Here is a 17,239-nt window from a genome sequence, read left to right as displayed (position 1 = left end):
AGTTGAGGTTAAATAGAAAACCACTGCATCTGACAGATACAGCAACGGTTTTGAGAATCGAGTTTTCCGTGGACAGTGCGAATCCACCGTTCTTACCACGGTAAAAATATAATGACAGCCATCAATGATGGCATTATTTGGCCTAATTAGGCAGATTACCCTAACTCTATTAAGTTACTATTTCATTGATTATTTACTTTATGATCAATGAAATAATGAGAGAAAACACCTTTGTTACGATTGATATCAAAGATGATTGTTCGAATTTTTTAAACATATTTCTCCCTTAACAAGAAATTTATTCACAAAGATTGTAGAATATATAGTGAAATAAAAACCTAAGCTCAGAGACATAATGAGCTTATATATACAAATAGTGTTAAATGAATAATCAGAATAAAATAATATAGAGCAAAAACTCAAAATCAATATTAATACACAAGAAAGTCTGTTTACCCCCCACATATTGCCCTATATCCCCACACTGATGTTAACAATACAAATAAGACAGTAAAAAATAAGATTAAAACATAGATTAACTTGTTGTTTTTATTAAAATTATTAAAAGATTTTCACAAATCAAATTACTAAGGTTAAATTATTAACATTGTTGCATCAGAAATGTAGGTAAATTTAACTTATTTCTTTGCAACAAAATATCTATAGTAAAAAATAACCGCTCACTTCCATTATTCTGATATAAATAAATGCGACCAATAAATACAATATTACTAACTATAATGAGTTAAATTAATAGCGAGATTACACTTCAAACACTGTTCTGGAAATTTATAGACTTTACAATGAGGGATAACGCGTTGGGTGAGGATTGATATATCGCAAGTTAATTATAATGGAATCATTCAGATCGATTATGAAAAAACCCACAAAGTGGGTCTATTGGATGGGTAATTCACTTTTCGAAATAATTGCCAATCTATTCTGACGATGTTCAGAATCTCCCCATAACCAAGATTCTTGGCGACTAACATCATTCTGGGTCAAAATCTTACGCAACTCACAGGTAGTCATATCATAAGCATAAACATGCATATTATACGCCAGCGCGTCATACATACGGGCCTGCCAAAAAGAAATACCGTCATGAGTCTGGTTCATATCCGACACAATTACATTGTAATGCTCAAGCAGATAATCAAAGAACACCTTGTCAGACAAATCATGTAGAACAGCCCGGTGTTGAGGCGTTCTGATACGCCAAACAAGAATTTGCGTTACTGGGCGACAATTTAATACCACATCTGGCTGTATAACCACTCGATTATAATAGGCAACCTCTTTAGACACATTGTTAACCAACGCCAATTCGAAGTGGGATTGACTGATACGATTACCAAATCGACCATCAATACGAACCATGCGATAACCTGGCGAAAGTAACAATCCTTTTATCTGGTCAGTAATATCAACCCCATCCATTAAGGCAGTATAAAGGCTATGGTTATCTGAGCTTCCATTCAGATGAGCGAAAACCTCATTAATCTTTTCAGGATTTATCAATCTTATTGACATATAGCCTCCTCCTATCCCCACGCTAATCCTCTAAAAAGAACGATATAGTTATCAAATTGATAACTGTACCTTAAATAGAAGGTAACGATATGATCTTTGCACATCCCATCAAACTTGCGTGTTATACATGTGAAGTAACGGATAACATTAAGAAAAAATTAAATTCAAATAGAAAAAACCAAATTGATGTTAGCACCATTCATTAAGTATTTACTACTTAATCCCAACAAGTGTAACTACTGCCAGCTACCCTTTAAAAGGGTAGTTAGCACAAACAATATGAAAAACTAAGAATATATACTTAACACAACAGACGTAATTTATTGAGTTCAATCTTTAGGTCACATCAAAAATGTGTTCAAAAGCTATCGTTTTTTTCACGCTACTGCTCAGATTTTTTCTTTATTACAAAGAAAAGTAAATAAAATAATTTAAAAAAACAGCCCTTAAGCATTAAGACAAATAATTATTTATCAATTGACAACAGCTAGAATGCTGATAATTTTGAGTATAATCTGTACTTATTGACCACCAATGATGCCTGTTTTCCAGCTAAAAAATGGCGGATATCAGGCACAGCAACAGTCTTCAATCACTCTTTCAATAAACACAAAAATAATCCACATCTAAAATAGTATATATGGTTATATTCATTGTTATTTAAAGTTTCATTATAAAATAGTAAAAATTCAATTAATAAACATACGCTTTTTGACGAGAAAAGCATTATATCCTATTATATAGCAGTCCGCTTAAGGCATAATCGAAAACGCAACTACTCAGATAACAATTTAAGTCGAAATTTAGGAGTTACTATGTCAAATATAAGAAACAAATCCACTCTTATTACGCCACAATTAACCATGATGTGGGATAAAAGCAATGAACCTTGGGGCGCCAGAGATCACCAATCAAGGTTTATTTATGCTAACCCTGCTTTCTATCAATTGCTCAACCTTCCTGAAGATTTCGATATTTTAGGGCTTTCTATGGGTGAATTACCTTCACCTGTTGCTGAACATGCAGAAGAATTCCACCGTCAGGACCAAAAAGCCATCCAGACTATGCAGCGCGTCACTTCATTGGAAACGCACCAGTTTGGAGAAAATAACATTAAACAAAGCTATATTTGTGATAAATTTCCCCTTTTTGATGAGAATAATGATTGCATTGGGATCTTCTTTCATATGTATAAGGCTCAAGATTTTTCTGTTTCTTACTATTATGAAAGAATATCGCCAACAAACCTGGAATTTATGCCACCTAATAATATTCTGACACAAACCGAGTGGGAAGTCCTTTTTCTGACTTTACGCTCACAAGATGAAGAGAGCATCAGTAAAGAATTAATGATGAGCACAGAAGATGTCGTTAATCATATTCAGTCAATTTATCAGAAATTTGACTTATCACCTCATGTAGAGTTAGCAGATTTCTGTAAGAAAAATAACTATCATCTCTATATTCCTGAAAGATTTCTTACTATTGGTAGCAGGGAGTTATAAACTTAGATTACTAACCATTAATTATACGATAGGATTTCATTATGAACCAAATCAACAAATTAAATCTTTCACCTCAAGTCATTAACACTATGCGGCAGAGTAATGAACCTTGGGGGATCAAAGATAAAAATTCATGTTTTATTTATGGTAATTTAGCACTTAATCATCTCGAAAATCTTTCAGATTCATTTGGTTTTGAAGGCCGGTATGATAATGAAATTCCTTGGGATGGCGCTGAATTTGCAACAGACTTTGTTATTCATGATAAAGCTACAATGGAGAAAGACGCAAGAGTATGTTCACTTGAAACACATATGTATGGGAAAGATAAATTTCTTTCATCTTATTTCCAAGAAAAATATCCATTCTATAATGATGATGGCGAATGTATCGGCGTTATGTTCCACGCATGGAAAGCTCAGGATTTCTCATTTACCCGTCTATTTCATGGAAAACTACCAGCATCTATCTTGTTCTCTCCACCAACCGATATATTTACGCAACGGGAATGGGATGTTATTTTTCTTCTATTACAAAAATATACCAGTAAGCAGATGGGTAAGATGTTAAATATTTCCTATCGTACGGTTGAAACCCATCTCTCGCGAATATATAAAAGAATTGGTGTTCATTCTAGTCGTCAATTAGAAGATTATTGCCGCACAAATGATTATGATCTTTACGTACCAGAAAGATTTGTACATCCAGAAAGTAGAATATTTCCTTAACCCCTAAATAACAACCGGGTTTTTATGAAGAAGAACTATGAAATATTACCTCAAATTATTAACACAATGGCAATAAGTCATACACCGTGGAGCGTAAAAAGTAGTTCTTCATATTTTATTGACGGTAATTCAGCAATAAAAGAATTTACTCATAATATTGAGGAATTATTTGATTGCAGAACACCTTATAATCATAAACCTCCTTAGAATTATTCTGAATTTGTAGGATAATCAATCAACTAACAAATTGCTGGATATTACCATATAAACTATTGTTTTAAATATAATAAATAAGAAATTAAAACAATAATTCAGTCTGCCATAACATATAAGACTAGAAAATTATTATGAGAAAATTCAATTTTATTGCTATCCCCCAGAAAGCACCAGGAAATCCAAAAGTAGAATGTTTATTTAGGCTGAAAACTATCAAGGAGTTTTTATGAAGAACTGTACGATATCACCTCAAATCATCAACACGCTGGAAATCAGCAATGAGCCGTGGGGAATAAAAGATAGCTCTTCAAATTTCATTTATGGAAACTCAGCAACCAAGAAATATATTCATAATTTTAAAGCATCATTTGATTATGAAGGGCTTTACGATCATGAACTCCCTTGGGACGGCGCTGAATTTGCTGAGGAATTTATTATTCAAGATAAAAAAGTCATGGCAACAGAGCAAAGAATATGTTCAATTGAAACACATATATTCGGACAAAATCAAACTTTATCATCTTTTTTCTGTGAGAAATCACCTTTTTATCATGAAAATGGACATTTTATCGGCATCATGTACCATTGTTGGAAAGCCAAAGACTATTCATTGTCTTACTTGCATCAATATTATAAAAAACTACCCGCGTCGATTATGCTCCAACCACCAAGCGATATTTTTACGCCGCGTGAATGGGATATCATTTTCTTCTTTTTACAGAAATACACCAGGAAACAGATTGGACAGAAATTAAATATTTCTCACCATACCGTTGAAACTTATATGTCTCGGATATATGGAAAGATAGGCATTCATTCTAGTCAACAACTGGAAGAATACTGTTTAGCGAATAATTTTCATCATTATGTACCAGAAAAATTCTTATTGTCATAGCAATTTTATTATTAAACCGCTCTGCTGCTGACAATAAAATTCAATCTGGACGTACCAGAAGAAAAAACGGTAGCCTTGATCTATTAATAAGGCTACCGCTGAAACAATATTATTAATTCCATTATGGTAAAAAGAATTAAAACAATCCCCTTATCTTTATTTTTATATTTAAGACTTTATTTACTTGGATATTGTAAAGATAACATCAGGAATATTGTTATTGTAAACGATAAAATATCGAATCCTCATAGGCAGAAAATGTCCTACCACAAACCCAGTGATAATATTCATTGTAATCATTAAAAAATTTATCTTATCGCAAAATTTATTATTAAAATTCAATCTGATATGAAAACTGTATTTAATTTATGTCACAATTTTACAACTTTATTAACAATAGAACTTTTACTCGCTATTGTTGTTCAAATCGTTGTTATTACCTTATTTCTAGATGAATATGGGGAAACAAAATAATCGAATAAAAAACAGTCTTAATAAAAGATGTTTTCGAGTACAATAGCCCTTTCTACACCAACACGAAATGACAAAAAGATTTATGCTCAAAAAAACAGCTCGCTCAGGAACTTTTACCGATAACATGAAACTCCCTGTTCACCGGTGGTTTCGCTATTCCGCTGGTTTTTCGGCTGAGTGGGTGAATTCTGAGATTTTAAAATTTCAAGACGAAACGGGTAAAAAAGCGATAATTCTTGAACCTTTTGCTGGTTCAGGTACAACCAACATTGCAGCCGATTTTTTTAATGTTAGCTCTTTCGGATTTGAGGGACATCCCTTTGTAGCAAGGATCGCAAGAGCTAAACAGCTTTGGTATTTAGATACGAATGACCTAAATGATGCAGGAGAAGAGCTTATCGCATACGCATCGTCTTTAAAGACAATGCCCGATCCTATTCACTACAACGAAAATAACCTTTTAGGGAAATGCTACTCCGTTGATTCATTTAACAAACTTGAACGATTAAAAATTGCATATGAAAAATTATCTAATGCTGAACCGATCTGGGAATTGATCAGGCTAAACATAACATCAATATTGAGAGCATGTAGCCATGTGGGCACAGCTCAGTGGCAATATGTATTACCTAATAAATCCAAATCTAAAGTGCTAGATCCCTTCGAAGCTTTCTCTGGGAAGCTTGAAATGATGAGAGCCGATATGCTTCATGCAATTTCGTCAGGTTGGCAGAGCTACTCACATATTGAACACAAAGATGTGAGGCAACCGTTTAAAGCAGAAAAGTGTAACTTGCTAATTTCATCACCGCCATATCCTAATAACTATGATTATGCAGATGCAACAAGACTAGAGATGATGTTTTGGGGAGAGATAAATGGTTGGGGCGACCTCAAAGATGTTGTCAGACCTTCACTGATGAGATCATGTTCTCAGCACTCGTCTTCAGATAAAATCGACTTGGATGAAGTTCTTAGCAATCCACTTCTCTATCCAATAAAAGATGAAATATCTGATGTAACCAAAAAGTTAGACATAATAAGGCATAGTAAAGGCGGTAAAAAATCCTACCACACCATGATTGCGGCTTATTTTTTAGACATCGCCAAAATATGGGTAAATATTCGTAAAAATATGGAGAAAGATTCAAAAGCCTGCTTTGTTATTGGTGACTCCGCACCATACGGTATACATGTTCCTGCTGAAAAATGGCTTGGGGAACTTGCTGTTTCTGCCGGTTTTTCCTCTTTTAGCTTTGAAAAGCTAAGAGATAGGAATGTTAAATGGAAAAATAGAACACATACAGTACCTTTACATGAAGGTCGTTTATGGGTTGAAGGGTAAGAATATGGCCATATCTCCATCTCACAAACTTGGGCAACTCATTGGGAACATACTCGAAAATTTATTCGTTCCTTTATTACAAGATATAGCAAATAAGACAAACTTATATCTTGATGTTGTTGGACAACCAAGAAAAGCACGCAAAGGAAAAAAAATAACTTGGGAAGATACTTATGGAAACACTCATGACTTAGATTTCGTATTTGAGTATTCTGGTTCAGCAACAACATTAGGAAGACCCGTCGCCTTCATTGAATCAGCATGGCGTCGATATACCAAACATTCAAAAAATAAAGCTCAGGAAATTCAAGGTGCCGTTCTTCCTATTGTAAGTAAATATCAACTTGAATGTCCTTTCAAAGGCGCAATACTCGCCGGAGAATTCACAGAACCTTCCTTGAAACAACTTGAGAGTTGTGGTTTTCAGGTTCTGTATATTCATTATAAAGATATTGTTTCAGCATTCGCTTTAGCCGGGATTGATATGGCTTTTGATGAAGATACCTCAGAAATAATCCTTGCTGAAAAAGTTGCACTTATTGAACGACTTAAACAAGATCAACTTGAAATAGTTAAATCTAGTATTTTTAACTCAAATAAGGCGAACATTGAAAGATTTACAAAAGCATTGGAATGGAAAATACAAAAAACACTCAAATATGTAGTTATAACCCCTTTGTATGGGCATGACTTTAAATTTCAAACTTTAAAGGAAGCTAAAGACTTTATTGCTACATACAACAGCACTCTCATTCCTAATCACCTAATATTCAATACATTTTTAATCCATGTTAAGTACATGAATGGTGACAGTGTTGATGCTGAATTATCTAGTATTCAATCAGCTTTAGATTTTCTAGAGCGAATTCTCTCTTAAACTACCAAAGGCTTGCACAACAATGGCAAGCCTTCACTTTGTATTACAAATGATCATTTACGACACGAGTAACAAAACACACACAAATACCTAATCCATATACCCTTGCTGGCGTAAATGGCGGATCAACACATTCCCTTCCGGCACAAACTCAGTACTGAAACGCACCAGCCCTACACCTTTGAGTTCAGCATTGATGACATAACGCAGATGCCCCGGTGCAAGCTCCGGCAATAACGTCACATTGACTTGCTTCAAACGCGGTTCATAAGTCAGCAACGTATGTTCAATTGTCGAGATCAAGCGCTGCGACGACGCGGGCAACCCTCGCAGAATGGTGTTGAGATCAGGCAGACCATAATCGGGCAGATGGGTAAGCGAACCGGCACGACTATTGAGGATACGTTGCATATTGTCTAATACCGACAAAATTACCTGATCTTCTTCACTCACCTGATGCAACTCCAGACCACAATTAAAATTGCCGAAAAGGCTTTCATACAGAGAAGGTTTTTTCATGTACTTACTCCTTTTCAGGCAACAAGGTCAAAGCTTTGTTATCCCGCAACTGATAAACCCGAACCAATGTCGGAGCGGACAGAGCGACACTTTTTCCAGCGTCGGTATTGACCGCTGCCTGTGGAATAAAACCCAGATGCGACATTTTCACCTGCTTATGAAAAGGGGAGTGAGTGGCCGCTGCCGTGCCGTCAGTCACGGTCTGAGTCAGACCGCCCCCCGCCAATAGTAATATTATCGCCGTCATCACCGACGCAACCTTATAAAAAAGTATAACTAACATAGTCTTCTCCTTTATCTTGATTACTGTCTGGAGATATCCCCTGATAACCTCCCAGATTCAGCGTAATGTTGTCAGGCACTGCCGCCTGATCTTCAACTTTTAGACCTAATACTCCCGTCAGCCCTAACTGAACAGGCTGACCACCCAGTATCGGCGGCGGTAATATTCGGGTCGGCAGAGTCAGTTGCAATCTGGCTTGGTATCGCCAGCCCAGATAAACCCGCAGCAACACCAAAAAATCGCTGTATAGCTGCCCGCCCGGCAACCAGCCCCGCGCTTCCTCCGGGCAATCCGTATGCAGCGCCAGCAATAACTGGCTATTGATATCAATGCCTATTCTGCCTAACACGGTACGCTGCGACAGGGAAATTCGGTGAATCTCTGAAAGATTCGCCGGTTGCATGAGATAGATCTGTCGCGGGCAGGAGGGCGTCACCACTATCCGAGTCTGCGGCGCCAATAATGCCGCCAGCGCTGATACACCTTCCGCGGTTCGAGTCGGCAGGCGCATAACACTGAGCAACGCCAGAAAACGAGACATCGGCGTGGCTATCTGTTGCTGACTACCCGGTATCCCTAAGCCAATCAGCCCAAGCAAACATTGGGATGTTATGTCGGTTCCTCCGGTAGCAAAAGTCGCCGGATAGGAGTATTTACGCCAGATACGGTAAAACTGGGTGAACATCCGGTGGTTAAAAATATCCAGAAAGGCTTCGATTGTTTCATTCCCTTCCCTTTGCTGAGCGATATCGTTCAGGTAAGCAGTCGGCAACAAAGAATCCACCCCATATAACCCCATAAACGCTGTTCTGGCCGTCGGCGGACGCTCCGGATGTTCACTGTCAGTTTCTATCGCTTTCAATTCACTGGCGGGAAATCCCAAACCTGGATGAGGCCGCAAACGTATCGCATCATCAGCCGGATTTTCCGTACTACCCAACGGCGGCTGATCAGGGACTGCACGTTCAATGATCTGACAGAATTGGTAGAAATCGAGTGTTGAAATGTCAGCTTCCAGCATCGCCATCAGCCGGGAATGTTCTGACAGTGTTGTTCTTCCCATAACAGTCGCTCCCCCGTAGGTTGTAAAATCAGCGTAAGTCGGTTAAACAGATGAATATCGGTGTACAAAGCAAAGAAGCGGTTGAGCATTTCGCCAAACAAACAGATATCGCCGTTGCCTGCAAAGCCGTTGCTATCCAGTGTCACTTCAATGTGTACGCCCCGCCGCAAACATCCCTGCTCAAATCGCTCAATCAGCGAATGCTTCACCGCGACAATCGCCTCCAGACGGCGATAATTCATCTCATTGTCGGTCCAGTCATACAGGGCCAACGTCCCGCGCAGCACTTCCGGGTTATCCATCATGCTAAGAAAGTTAGAACCAAGATGGCTAAGTACCCGCCAGTGGAAACGGTCTCGGTTTGGCGGATAGCAGGGCAATGTCGGTTCACACAGGTTACGTACCGTAAATTCCGCCAGCGGAGGATTAACGGCGGTATCCAACAACGTATCCTGCAATGCCCTACGAGGCAGTTGACCATTGGTGCCGGTCAGCTTGAGTGACAAAATTTCTTCTTTATACAGTTCATTATCATCAAAATCCGCTCCCCCCAGAATAATCCAAGTGTCACACAGACCTGACGGCCCCCGTTTCACGCGGGTATGGTAGTAGCACTCCGGTGCGTCATGACGCAACATGCCGCCTTTATGACGGAAACTACTGAATGGCACATACCGGTGGCCCTCGCGTTTCGAAGAGGAGACCTCATCCACGGAATAAACCTCGGTATGTCCGTCTTGAAAACGGATCGGACACAGCAAATACTCGGTTTGCAATGGTTCCAGTTGAAGCGGATCGGATTCCAATCGAAACAGGTTAATCACCGGGGTACAGTGCAAACGGATATGCTCGGCAGCAAATGGCAAATCACAGGGCCAACTTTCACGCAGAACCACATCCAACTCAAACCACGGCGTTCTCTCGGGGAGAGTCAACTTTTCCAGCCCGCAGAGCGTAACAAACATAAACTTTTCACGGAAAGTGAAATATTCCAGCAGCAGTTGATAACCACTAAACGAACTTTCCCCTTTCGGCCATAACCTCTCCTCTTCGCCAAACCCCATTGGAGAGAATCGGCCGTCAAATGGCTGACGATCAGGTTGACCGGGTAAACGCAGGTAAAGTTGCTGTGTTTGCAGCGTAAACGCCCGATGCAATGCACAGGCCAGCGGGCTGTCGGCACTGAGATACAGCGGTAAACGGCTCAAATCAATTTGGCGCCAGTCCACCAATGTTCCACAGCCAAAACGCAATCGAATAACGGAACGTCCATTGGGTTCTTCTTGCAGGGAAGCATCGGTCAGTGCCAGAGGCAACAACTGAACCGCCTGAGTCGTGGTATAACGACACCGAGTCTTGCTTGGGCCGATCGGTTGCGAAAGGATTTCAAAACCCTTTTTCACCTGTACCGAATTTTTCAACTGTGCCCAATCCATCCCAAATTCAACAATGGAAAGGGACGGAATCGTGCGTAGGTAATGCGGCCACAACAAGCTAACCAACCCTTCCGTCAACTCCGGCAAGTCATCATCCAGCTTCTCACGCAGGCGCCCGATCATAAAGGCAAAACCTTCAAACAGACGCTCCACAAAAGGATCGCGCATACCGATTTTATCCAGATTAAGCGCGGCCGCCCGGTCAGGATGAGCCTTAGCAAACTCTCTACCTGCCTCACGCAAATAGCGCATTTCTGCCTCATAATAGCGCAGGGTTAAATCATCCATAGGATGCTCCTCCAAAAGAGTTATTAAAAAATACCGTTTCCCGTTCAGAATAAATAATAAGAAGGGAAATAAAATATTAGAGAAAAATAGCCGTAGTCTGATATCACCTAAAAACAATGCCAGACATAACGACATTCTCTATTTTATTGCCAGAGCAATCACGCAATAAGCAATTAATATTCAAAGGCAATGTTTCATACCGAAATACTTTTCCATTTATTTTAAAATTATTGCCATTAACCTGAATGATCACATAAAAAACCGAACAACATGATAATGGCAGAGGTCATACCAATAACAAAGACACTCATCAATAACACGCCAGGAATCAAAAAGAACACAATTTTATATTTTTTCCACCCTCCACGTTTAATTATCCGACGAATGATAAGTATATCAACAACCAATATTGCCGGGCTAAAAACCAACATATAAAGCAAAAAAACCATTAGCGATATAATCCATAACACCTTTAACCTCCCATTAGTGAATTATTTAAAACACTATCTCTCTCACTTTATTACTATTCGAAAGCATCCGGTCTTCTACGAAAGGTTTTCGTTATTGTATCCCAAAATGTGATCAATTCATCTTCGGTATATGGCGTTGCAGGTAACTGGTAATTCATTAACATAATGACAATACAAACTTTTTTATCATCCAACACCATATCATTTGCAATAAAATCAAATTGATAACGAGGATTATTATCAAAAGATTGCAGACCTACCGCTAACAACTCCGCGCCATGTATCCCATTTATCTCTCTTTCTCCTTCTCTTATTATCCTGCCATAGTTAACGAACCAGTCCCTTTCAATTTCACCAATATGTTCAAGTAAAATCCCTTCCCCTTTAAGGTCATTAATGATTTCAAGACTGAATGTGAAATTATCATCCTGATTTCCTTGATAGACAAACTTTATACTTTCTTTTTCATTATTATAGTCGGCAATAAAACCATCAGGGATACAGATTCCTGCCTCTGTCGGAATATCGCTATCCTTTCTGCCACTGATTCTGGCAATTAGCTTTTGCATTTTGTCCAGAGTTTGAGAAAGCATTTTATATTGGCTTTCGGTCAATCCAGATTTTATATAACGGTCCCTTGAATAACTGTATTTATCATCTGATATCTCTGTAAACTTCATTTCTATAATAAAAGCAACCCCATTATCATATAAATGGGCTTCTAATACTCGGGTAAAACCTGGCTCACTGATACTGTTATTTCTATCAAAAATCACACCATATAAGTTTCCCTGGAGATGATAAGTCTTCTTTAAAAAGGGCAGATCTTTCAAATCGGCAGTCTTAGTCGTCCTTAATTTTTGCTCTCTTATCTCTATCCGCTGTTCAAATGCGGATAGATGCATACGCTTGGTTTCTATTTTCGCATCACCAATAAATATCTCATTGTTGATGATGTTTTCAAATGCTAAGGGAATATCAATCAGATAATTCCCGACACAACGAGTCTGCATATTGGATAATATTTCAGTTTTCATTTAATTTTCCTTTTCAGGTTAAAACGAGATAATAAAAGGCAGGGAAATATCACTGCCACAAGGCATAAATTGCTACGATAGTGAATAAAACCAATCATCTTCTCTTTTACCTAACTATCACCACTTATACTATCTTGATAACTGAGTCCACAATATATTTTTGTGTTTATCACCATCATTTTCATTTGCTAACCTTAGTTTTTAGACCTTATATCTCTATAAGAAGTTCAATTTAAAACTTACTTTTATTACTCTTTAAAAGCACCGGCTCTTTTACGAAAAGTACTCGTTACCACATCCCAAAACGTTATCAATTCATTTTCACTGTACGGCGTTGCGGATAACCGATCATTTCTCAGATTAATTTTAACAAAAGGGTTCTTATAATCCCCGGTTGTTTCATTGGCAATTAACATAAATGCATATCCCGGAATTTTGGTTTCTAGTTCATCACTTTTTTCTGTCGGGGCGGTCGTTAAAACTTCCTCCGTATAAGTGCCATTAATTTCACGTTTCTCTTTCCTTATTATCTTAGCATGCACGGCCAAAAACAGACCTTCCATTCCCCTCAAACGCTCTAATAGATGGTTTTTCTCTTGAAGATCATTCAATATTTCAACACTGAAAGTAAAATGATCACTTTCATTTCGCTTATAGACAAAGGTCATATTCTCTTTCTCATCACGACTGCCAGCAATAAAACCATCAGGAATGCAAGTACCTGCTTCCGTGGGTATTTCTGTATCCTTTCGGCCACTGATTTTGGATAATAAATTCCTCATTTTCATCATCGTTCTATCTGTAGCCTTTAATTTATATTCAGAAAAACCATCTTTGATAAAACCGGCTCTATCACGAGCATATTTTTCATCAGACAAATCCATAAATTTCATTGTTATAGTAAAAGCAACCCCATTGTTATATAAGTGAGCTTCTAATACCCGAGCATAGCTCGGAATGTCAATATCTTCGTTTTTTTCGAAAATCACACCTTTCAAATTATCTTGAAGGCGATAAACTTTTCTTAAAAATGGCATATCTTTAGGATAAATAGTTTTAGCTTCCTTTAATTTCTGTTCTCTTAACTGTATCCGCTGTTCAAATGCAGGTGGATATAAACGCTCAGTTTCTATTTGCGCATCACCAATAAATATCCCATCATGAATAATATTGTCAAATCCAGCAGGAAGATCTATCAAATAACGGCCCACACAGCGGGTCTGCATATTTGCTAACATTTCGTCTGTCATTTTCTTTTCCTTTTCAGTTAAAATCGGGTAATAAGATACGGGCATATGCCACCACAAGATATAAATAACCGCTAAAGTCAGTAAGGTCGTTTTCCTATTCAATTTTCACCTTTCACCGCCTGCACCATCTTCACAATTGAACGTAAGGTGAATAACCGGGCAAAAGTCTCTTCCGTCTCGTTATTTCCTTTATACGCACCTTCATGGTCGACTTCTGTTGCCAGCAAGCTGCGTAAATATCTGGCTGAAATACAGCCAGCCCGTTCCGGCACGGTACCATCCCCTTTATCCTTTGGCGGTGCTAGCTTAAAAGTTTTCGCCGCAACATCCTGAAAAGAAGGACCAACAGAAAACTGCACCATACGAGTTGTGCCCGTCTCTAAGTTATAAGGATCGTATATCGGCCGATCAAATGTCAGGCCGGAATAATCCTCCGTTTTATTGTAATAATCTTTACTGACTTCTTGCCAAGAGATAATTCCATAGGATAGATGTTTTTCACTGGCGCCATAAAAGGCATAAGTATTCGGGTGGTATTTACCAGTTAGCTCTTCAATAAATGGCCTAACTTCTTTTCTTATAAGATACGTATAATTTTCCCAGCTTTCATTATCTTTCCATTTATCCTTTTTATCCGGGTTTAAAAGCCAGGTTTCACATAATCCCCACCAGCGATCCTTTTCCAGATAAATCTCCTCATACGGATCTAATTTCGGCAGTTTATGCGTCATTTTACCATCAGCGATATGTAACCAGCCTCGACCATACTCCTTTCCCGGTAGAAGCTGTAATGGGCCGGGAGACTGCGCCAGCACCGGCGTCATCTCTTCACCATCATGACCGACAACCAGCCCAGTCATACCATCTTCACCGGTTTTCATCCTTTTATAGGTGGTCGGGGCACCCGTAGCAGGCATCACCCCATGCACAATGCCTAAAATTTTATCTCTGCCATTCAGCAATTCTGAATAATAACGAGCAACCAGCCCCCCCATTGAGTGAGTGACTAAAATCACCTTTTTGGTTGCACATCGTTTACCATAGAAAGTTAAAACCTTATCCACATATTGCGCCAGCCTCTTGGCTGAATCTTTATTAGATTGCAACCAGTTATAGCCCATCACATGAACCGGGTAGAGAAAATCATAACTATGGTCAACCTCTGCCTCGGTCAGCGGCTCTTCTCCCCACTCCGCATTCAGGTTCATATCAACCATACGTTGCCGAAGGGTTTTTTCCCCCTTCCCTGCCAGACAGTACTCAAAGGCCAGACGCTCATCATCCAACACCGCTTGAAGCCAGGGCAGGAAAGTGCCATAGCTCATATGGGCTATCTCCCCCCAACCGCGCTGCTTGCAAGTCTGGAATTTATTCTTCTCAGTGTGATCAGGAGTGATATCCCCGGAATCATCGACCTTTGTTTTATTCGGGTCTAAGGTTTTTTTCCTGTAAGACGCGCCCAAGCATGTCCAAACTAAAACATCAAAACTTAATATCCTGTTTAGCCGCCAGACTGACTCCCCCTCTGTCGATTTCAAATTACTCCCCATCACCCCCGGCAGGAAAATTACCGGGATCACTTTAGTCGCGTATTTCAAACAAGTCGCCACCAGATTTTCTTCAATTCTGGCATTCGGCACGTTGTAATAAGGGAGGCCCAGTTCATCATATTCAGGGTGAATAAAAATCTCATTTTCCTTCGGCTCACTCATCATTTACTCCTCATCTTTTATTTTCAATTGACTAATTTCCACCTCAACTTGCTTTGGCAAGGGACTCTTTCCATTCTGTACATATGATCATCCGTTCGGATCAAAGATATTTACACAGGCCCCCCATATTTTCGCAATACATCAATACATAAACAGGATGAGCGATTTCTGAATTTTCCTATCTTCCCGGCGGGTGCTTATAAAAATCAACTCTTTTTTTCAAAAAAATACGATTTTTAATGCACACCCCTTTTCATCACCGATATAACAGCATACCGAAAAAAATATTTAAATTTCATGACAATAAAATGACATTTATTGACAAAACTAAACCGACATTGATTGCCATAAAATGAAAGCGACCTGAATACGCTGTTATAATCATATTCCTATGATAACAACATCTATTTTCATTTTATTCAATAGATTACATCCGCTTTAATCTTATCACTCCTTTTTAAATTTCATTTACCTCATCACTATAAAGAAGAATCATTCTCATTCCTGCTACGCGAATAACAAAATATTTAATCACATCAAGAAAATCCCATAGCAGCATTTACTATTCATTGAGAAAAGTATCATCAGGCTTATCATCCATATAACCAAATATCTTTATCGGAATATCTGTAGCAATATCTATTATGGCAGTTATTCTATTAAAGAAAATAGTTAACGATTACGCTATTTCTTCATTTATCCCCAATAGCATGCATTATTCCGCTATCAGGTCATCGTCATTTACCGCTGATATTGTCGTGTGACTACCCGGTTTTACCGCAAAGATATTTTTCGGCAATTTAAATCCGCGCAGTTTTAATAATGCCAGCGGCCCTTCGCCTAATTCTGTGCGTAAAATCCAGGTCAACGGTAATCCATCCGGGGCAGTAAATATCAGGCGGTAACGGCTTTCATCCAGCCTTTCCGCTTTCGCCCGCTCCAGCCAACGGATCAGCCCCCAGTTTCCCTGATAATCACCGAACAACCGCGCCCCGGTATTAACACTGGTCCACATCAGCGTCACCCCCGGTTCATCGGTCTCGCCCGGCCAGTGAAAACTCTGCCAGCTTTCCATCTGGTTAAAATAGCGCAATTGCTGTCCATCTATCGTCAGGTCGGTTTCCGCTACATTCCGAACCGGTTTGGCCCGCAGTTCAAACCGCAGCCCCTGACTGCCATCGACAAATAACAGGTCCGATAACTGACTGAGCTGATTTATCGCCTTTAGAAAATCCGGGTTAATCTGTACGCCCTGACCATTCACCTCATCCACCACCCACTGGTTCCCCGCTTTATGCACTATCCCGCCTAACTGACGCGTCAAAAACTGCTCTATCCGTCCCGAATCCGACCGAATAAACTGCCCCAACATCGGCAATGAGATTTCACTTTCCCCTCTGGCAAACGGGTAACGGCCAGTGAATGCCCGGTTCCAGTTGTCGACTATCGCCGTCCGCCACTGGGCGTTCAGATTCGCTTCCGCCGGTTTCAGTACGCCCTGCCACGCCTGCGTTAACGGCTCCACAAACATTGCCTGACCAAAACCCCGCCATTGTCCTCCCAGACTGGCGGCTATCAGGCGGCCATAGCCTTGTGTATCGGTCAAAT

General features: G+C 39.4%; 14 protein-coding genes. 5 read left to right on the top strand and 9 right to left on the bottom strand.

The genetic code is table 11. From position 1 onward, the window contains the following. Positions 1-897: 897 nt before the first annotated feature. Positions 898-1,533: a hypothetical protein gene (locus EAE92_RS16345; protein WP_214068851.1), complete on the bottom strand. Its 636-nt coding sequence runs from the start codon at positions 1,531-1,533 to the stop codon at positions 898-900. Between the two features lie 815 nt (positions 1,534-2,348). Here EAE92_RS16345 and EAE92_RS16340 point away from each other — a divergent pair. The 5 genes from EAE92_RS16340 (at position 2,349) to EAE92_RS16320 (ending at position 7,573) form a co-directional block, all read left to right on the top strand. Next, positions 2,349-3,038 carry a PAS domain-containing protein gene (locus tag EAE92_RS16340; protein WP_214068850.1) on the top strand — a complete coding sequence of 230 codons (690 nt, stop codon included), beginning with the start codon at positions 2,349-2,351 and terminating at the stop codon, positions 3,036-3,038. A gap of 41 nt (positions 3,039-3,079) precedes the next feature. Further along, a complete protein-coding gene (locus EAE92_RS16335) occupies positions 3,080-3,766 on the top strand; it encodes a helix-turn-helix transcriptional regulator (protein WP_214068849.1) in 687 nt (228 codons plus the stop codon). Positions 3,767-4,208: 442 nt separating this feature from the next. Beyond that, positions 4,209-4,877 carry a helix-turn-helix transcriptional regulator gene (locus EAE92_RS16330; protein WP_214068848.1) on the top strand — a complete coding sequence of 223 codons (669 nt, stop codon included), beginning with the start codon at positions 4,209-4,211 and terminating at the stop codon, positions 4,875-4,877. Positions 4,878-5,433: 556 nt separating this feature from the next. Next, the gene (locus tag EAE92_RS16325) at positions 5,434-6,696 is read left to right on the top strand and encodes a hypothetical protein (RefSeq protein WP_214068847.1); all 1,263 of its coding nucleotides are present in this window, start codon (positions 5,434-5,436) and stop codon (positions 6,694-6,696) included. Positions 6,697-6,700: 4 nt separating this feature from the next. Continuing rightward, complete coding sequence (locus tag EAE92_RS16320; protein ID WP_214068846.1) at positions 6,701-7,573, top strand: hypothetical protein; 873 nt, start codon at positions 6,701-6,703, stop codon at positions 7,571-7,573. Positions 7,574-7,663: 90 nt separating this feature from the next. Here EAE92_RS16320 and tssE read toward each other — a convergent pair whose 3' ends face one another. The 8 genes from tssE to EAE92_RS16280 all read right to left on the bottom strand — a co-directional run. Beyond that, positions 7,664-8,092, bottom strand: coding sequence for a type VI secretion system baseplate subunit TssE (gene tssE / locus EAE92_RS16315; RefSeq protein WP_046394646.1), 429 nt, complete (start codon positions 8,090-8,092; stop codon positions 7,664-7,666). Between the two features lie 4 nt (positions 8,093-8,096). Further along, positions 8,097-8,375, bottom strand: coding sequence for a hypothetical protein (locus tag EAE92_RS16310; protein WP_214068845.1), 279 nt, complete (start codon positions 8,373-8,375; stop codon positions 8,097-8,099). Further along, the gene (tssG, locus tag EAE92_RS16305; protein WP_214068844.1) at positions 8,353-9,438 is read right to left on the bottom strand and encodes a type VI secretion system baseplate subunit TssG; all 1,086 of its coding nucleotides are present in this window, start codon (positions 9,436-9,438) and stop codon (positions 8,353-8,355) included. Before tssG ends, EAE92_RS16310 begins: the two co-directional genes overlap by 23 nt. Next, positions 9,402-11,162, bottom strand: a complete 1,761-nt coding sequence (gene tssF, locus EAE92_RS16300) for a type VI secretion system baseplate subunit TssF (protein ID WP_214068843.1) — start codon at positions 11,160-11,162, stop codon at positions 9,402-9,404. The genes tssG and tssF overlap by 37 nt, the downstream gene beginning before the upstream one ends. A 523-nt stretch (positions 11,163-11,685) precedes the next feature. Beyond that, positions 11,686-12,669, bottom strand: a complete 984-nt coding sequence (locus tag EAE92_RS16295; protein ID WP_214068842.1) for a T6SS immunity protein Tli4 family protein — start codon at positions 12,667-12,669, stop codon at positions 11,686-11,688. A 248-nt stretch (positions 12,670-12,917) separates the two neighbouring features. Continuing rightward, entirely contained in the window at positions 12,918-13,919 is a 1,002-nt protein-coding gene (locus EAE92_RS16290; protein WP_246545255.1) for a T6SS immunity protein Tli4 family protein, read from the bottom strand. Positions 13,920-14,017: 98 nt separating this feature from the next. Further along, positions 14,018-15,631, bottom strand: a complete 1,614-nt coding sequence (locus EAE92_RS16285) for an esterase/lipase family protein (protein ID WP_214068841.1) — start codon at positions 15,629-15,631, stop codon at positions 14,018-14,020. Positions 15,632-16,346: 715 nt separating this feature from the next. Beyond that, positions 16,347-17,239: type VI secretion IcmF C-terminal domain-containing protein (locus EAE92_RS16280; RefSeq protein ID WP_281422785.1), on the bottom strand; the 893-nt coding region annotated here is incomplete at its 5' end.

Source organism: Photorhabdus hainanensis, from assembly GCF_018448965.1.
Taxonomy (GTDB): Bacteria; Pseudomonadota; Gammaproteobacteria; order Enterobacterales; family Enterobacteriaceae; genus Photorhabdus; species Photorhabdus akhurstii.
The sequence above is the reverse complement of the archived record's forward strand: the minus strand, read 5'-3'. Positions and strand labels throughout refer to the sequence as shown.

Coding starts and splice junctions, on each gene's coding strand:
- tssG (WP_214068844.1), bottom strand. CDS start 9,438: ATGGGAAGAACAACACTGTCAGAACATTCCCGGCTGATGGCGATGCTG.
- EAE92_RS16310 (WP_214068845.1), bottom strand. CDS start 8,375: ATGTTAGTTATACTTTTTTATAAGGTTGCGTCGGTGATGACGGCGATA.
- EAE92_RS16345 (WP_214068851.1), bottom strand. CDS start 1,533: ATGTCAATAAGATTGATAAATCCTGAAAAGATTAATGAGGTTTTCGCT.
- EAE92_RS16285 (WP_214068841.1), bottom strand. CDS start 15,631: ATGAGTGAGCCGAAGGAAAATGAGATTTTTATTCACCCTGAATATGAT.
- EAE92_RS16340 (WP_214068850.1), top strand. CDS start 2,349: ATGTCAAATATAAGAAACAAATCCACTCTTATTACGCCACAATTAACC.
- EAE92_RS16295 (WP_214068842.1), bottom strand. CDS start 12,669: ATGAAAACTGAAATATTATCCAATATGCAGACTCGTTGTGTCGGGAAT.
- EAE92_RS16290 (WP_246545255.1), bottom strand. CDS start 13,919: ATGACAGACGAAATGTTAGCAAATATGCAGACCCGCTGTGTGGGCCGT.
- tssE (WP_046394646.1), bottom strand. CDS start 8,092: ATGAAAAAACCTTCTCTGTATGAAAGCCTTTTCGGCAATTTTAATTGT.
- EAE92_RS16320 (WP_214068846.1), top strand. CDS start 6,701: ATGGCCATATCTCCATCTCACAAACTTGGGCAACTCATTGGGAACATA.
- EAE92_RS16335 (WP_214068849.1), top strand. CDS start 3,080: ATGAACCAAATCAACAAATTAAATCTTTCACCTCAAGTCATTAACACT.
- EAE92_RS16330 (WP_214068848.1), top strand. CDS start 4,209: ATGAAGAACTGTACGATATCACCTCAAATCATCAACACGCTGGAAATC.
- tssF (WP_214068843.1), bottom strand. CDS start 11,162: ATGGATGATTTAACCCTGCGCTATTATGAGGCAGAAATGCGCTATTTG.
- EAE92_RS16325 (WP_214068847.1), top strand. CDS start 5,434: ATGCTCAAAAAAACAGCTCGCTCAGGAACTTTTACCGATAACATGAAA.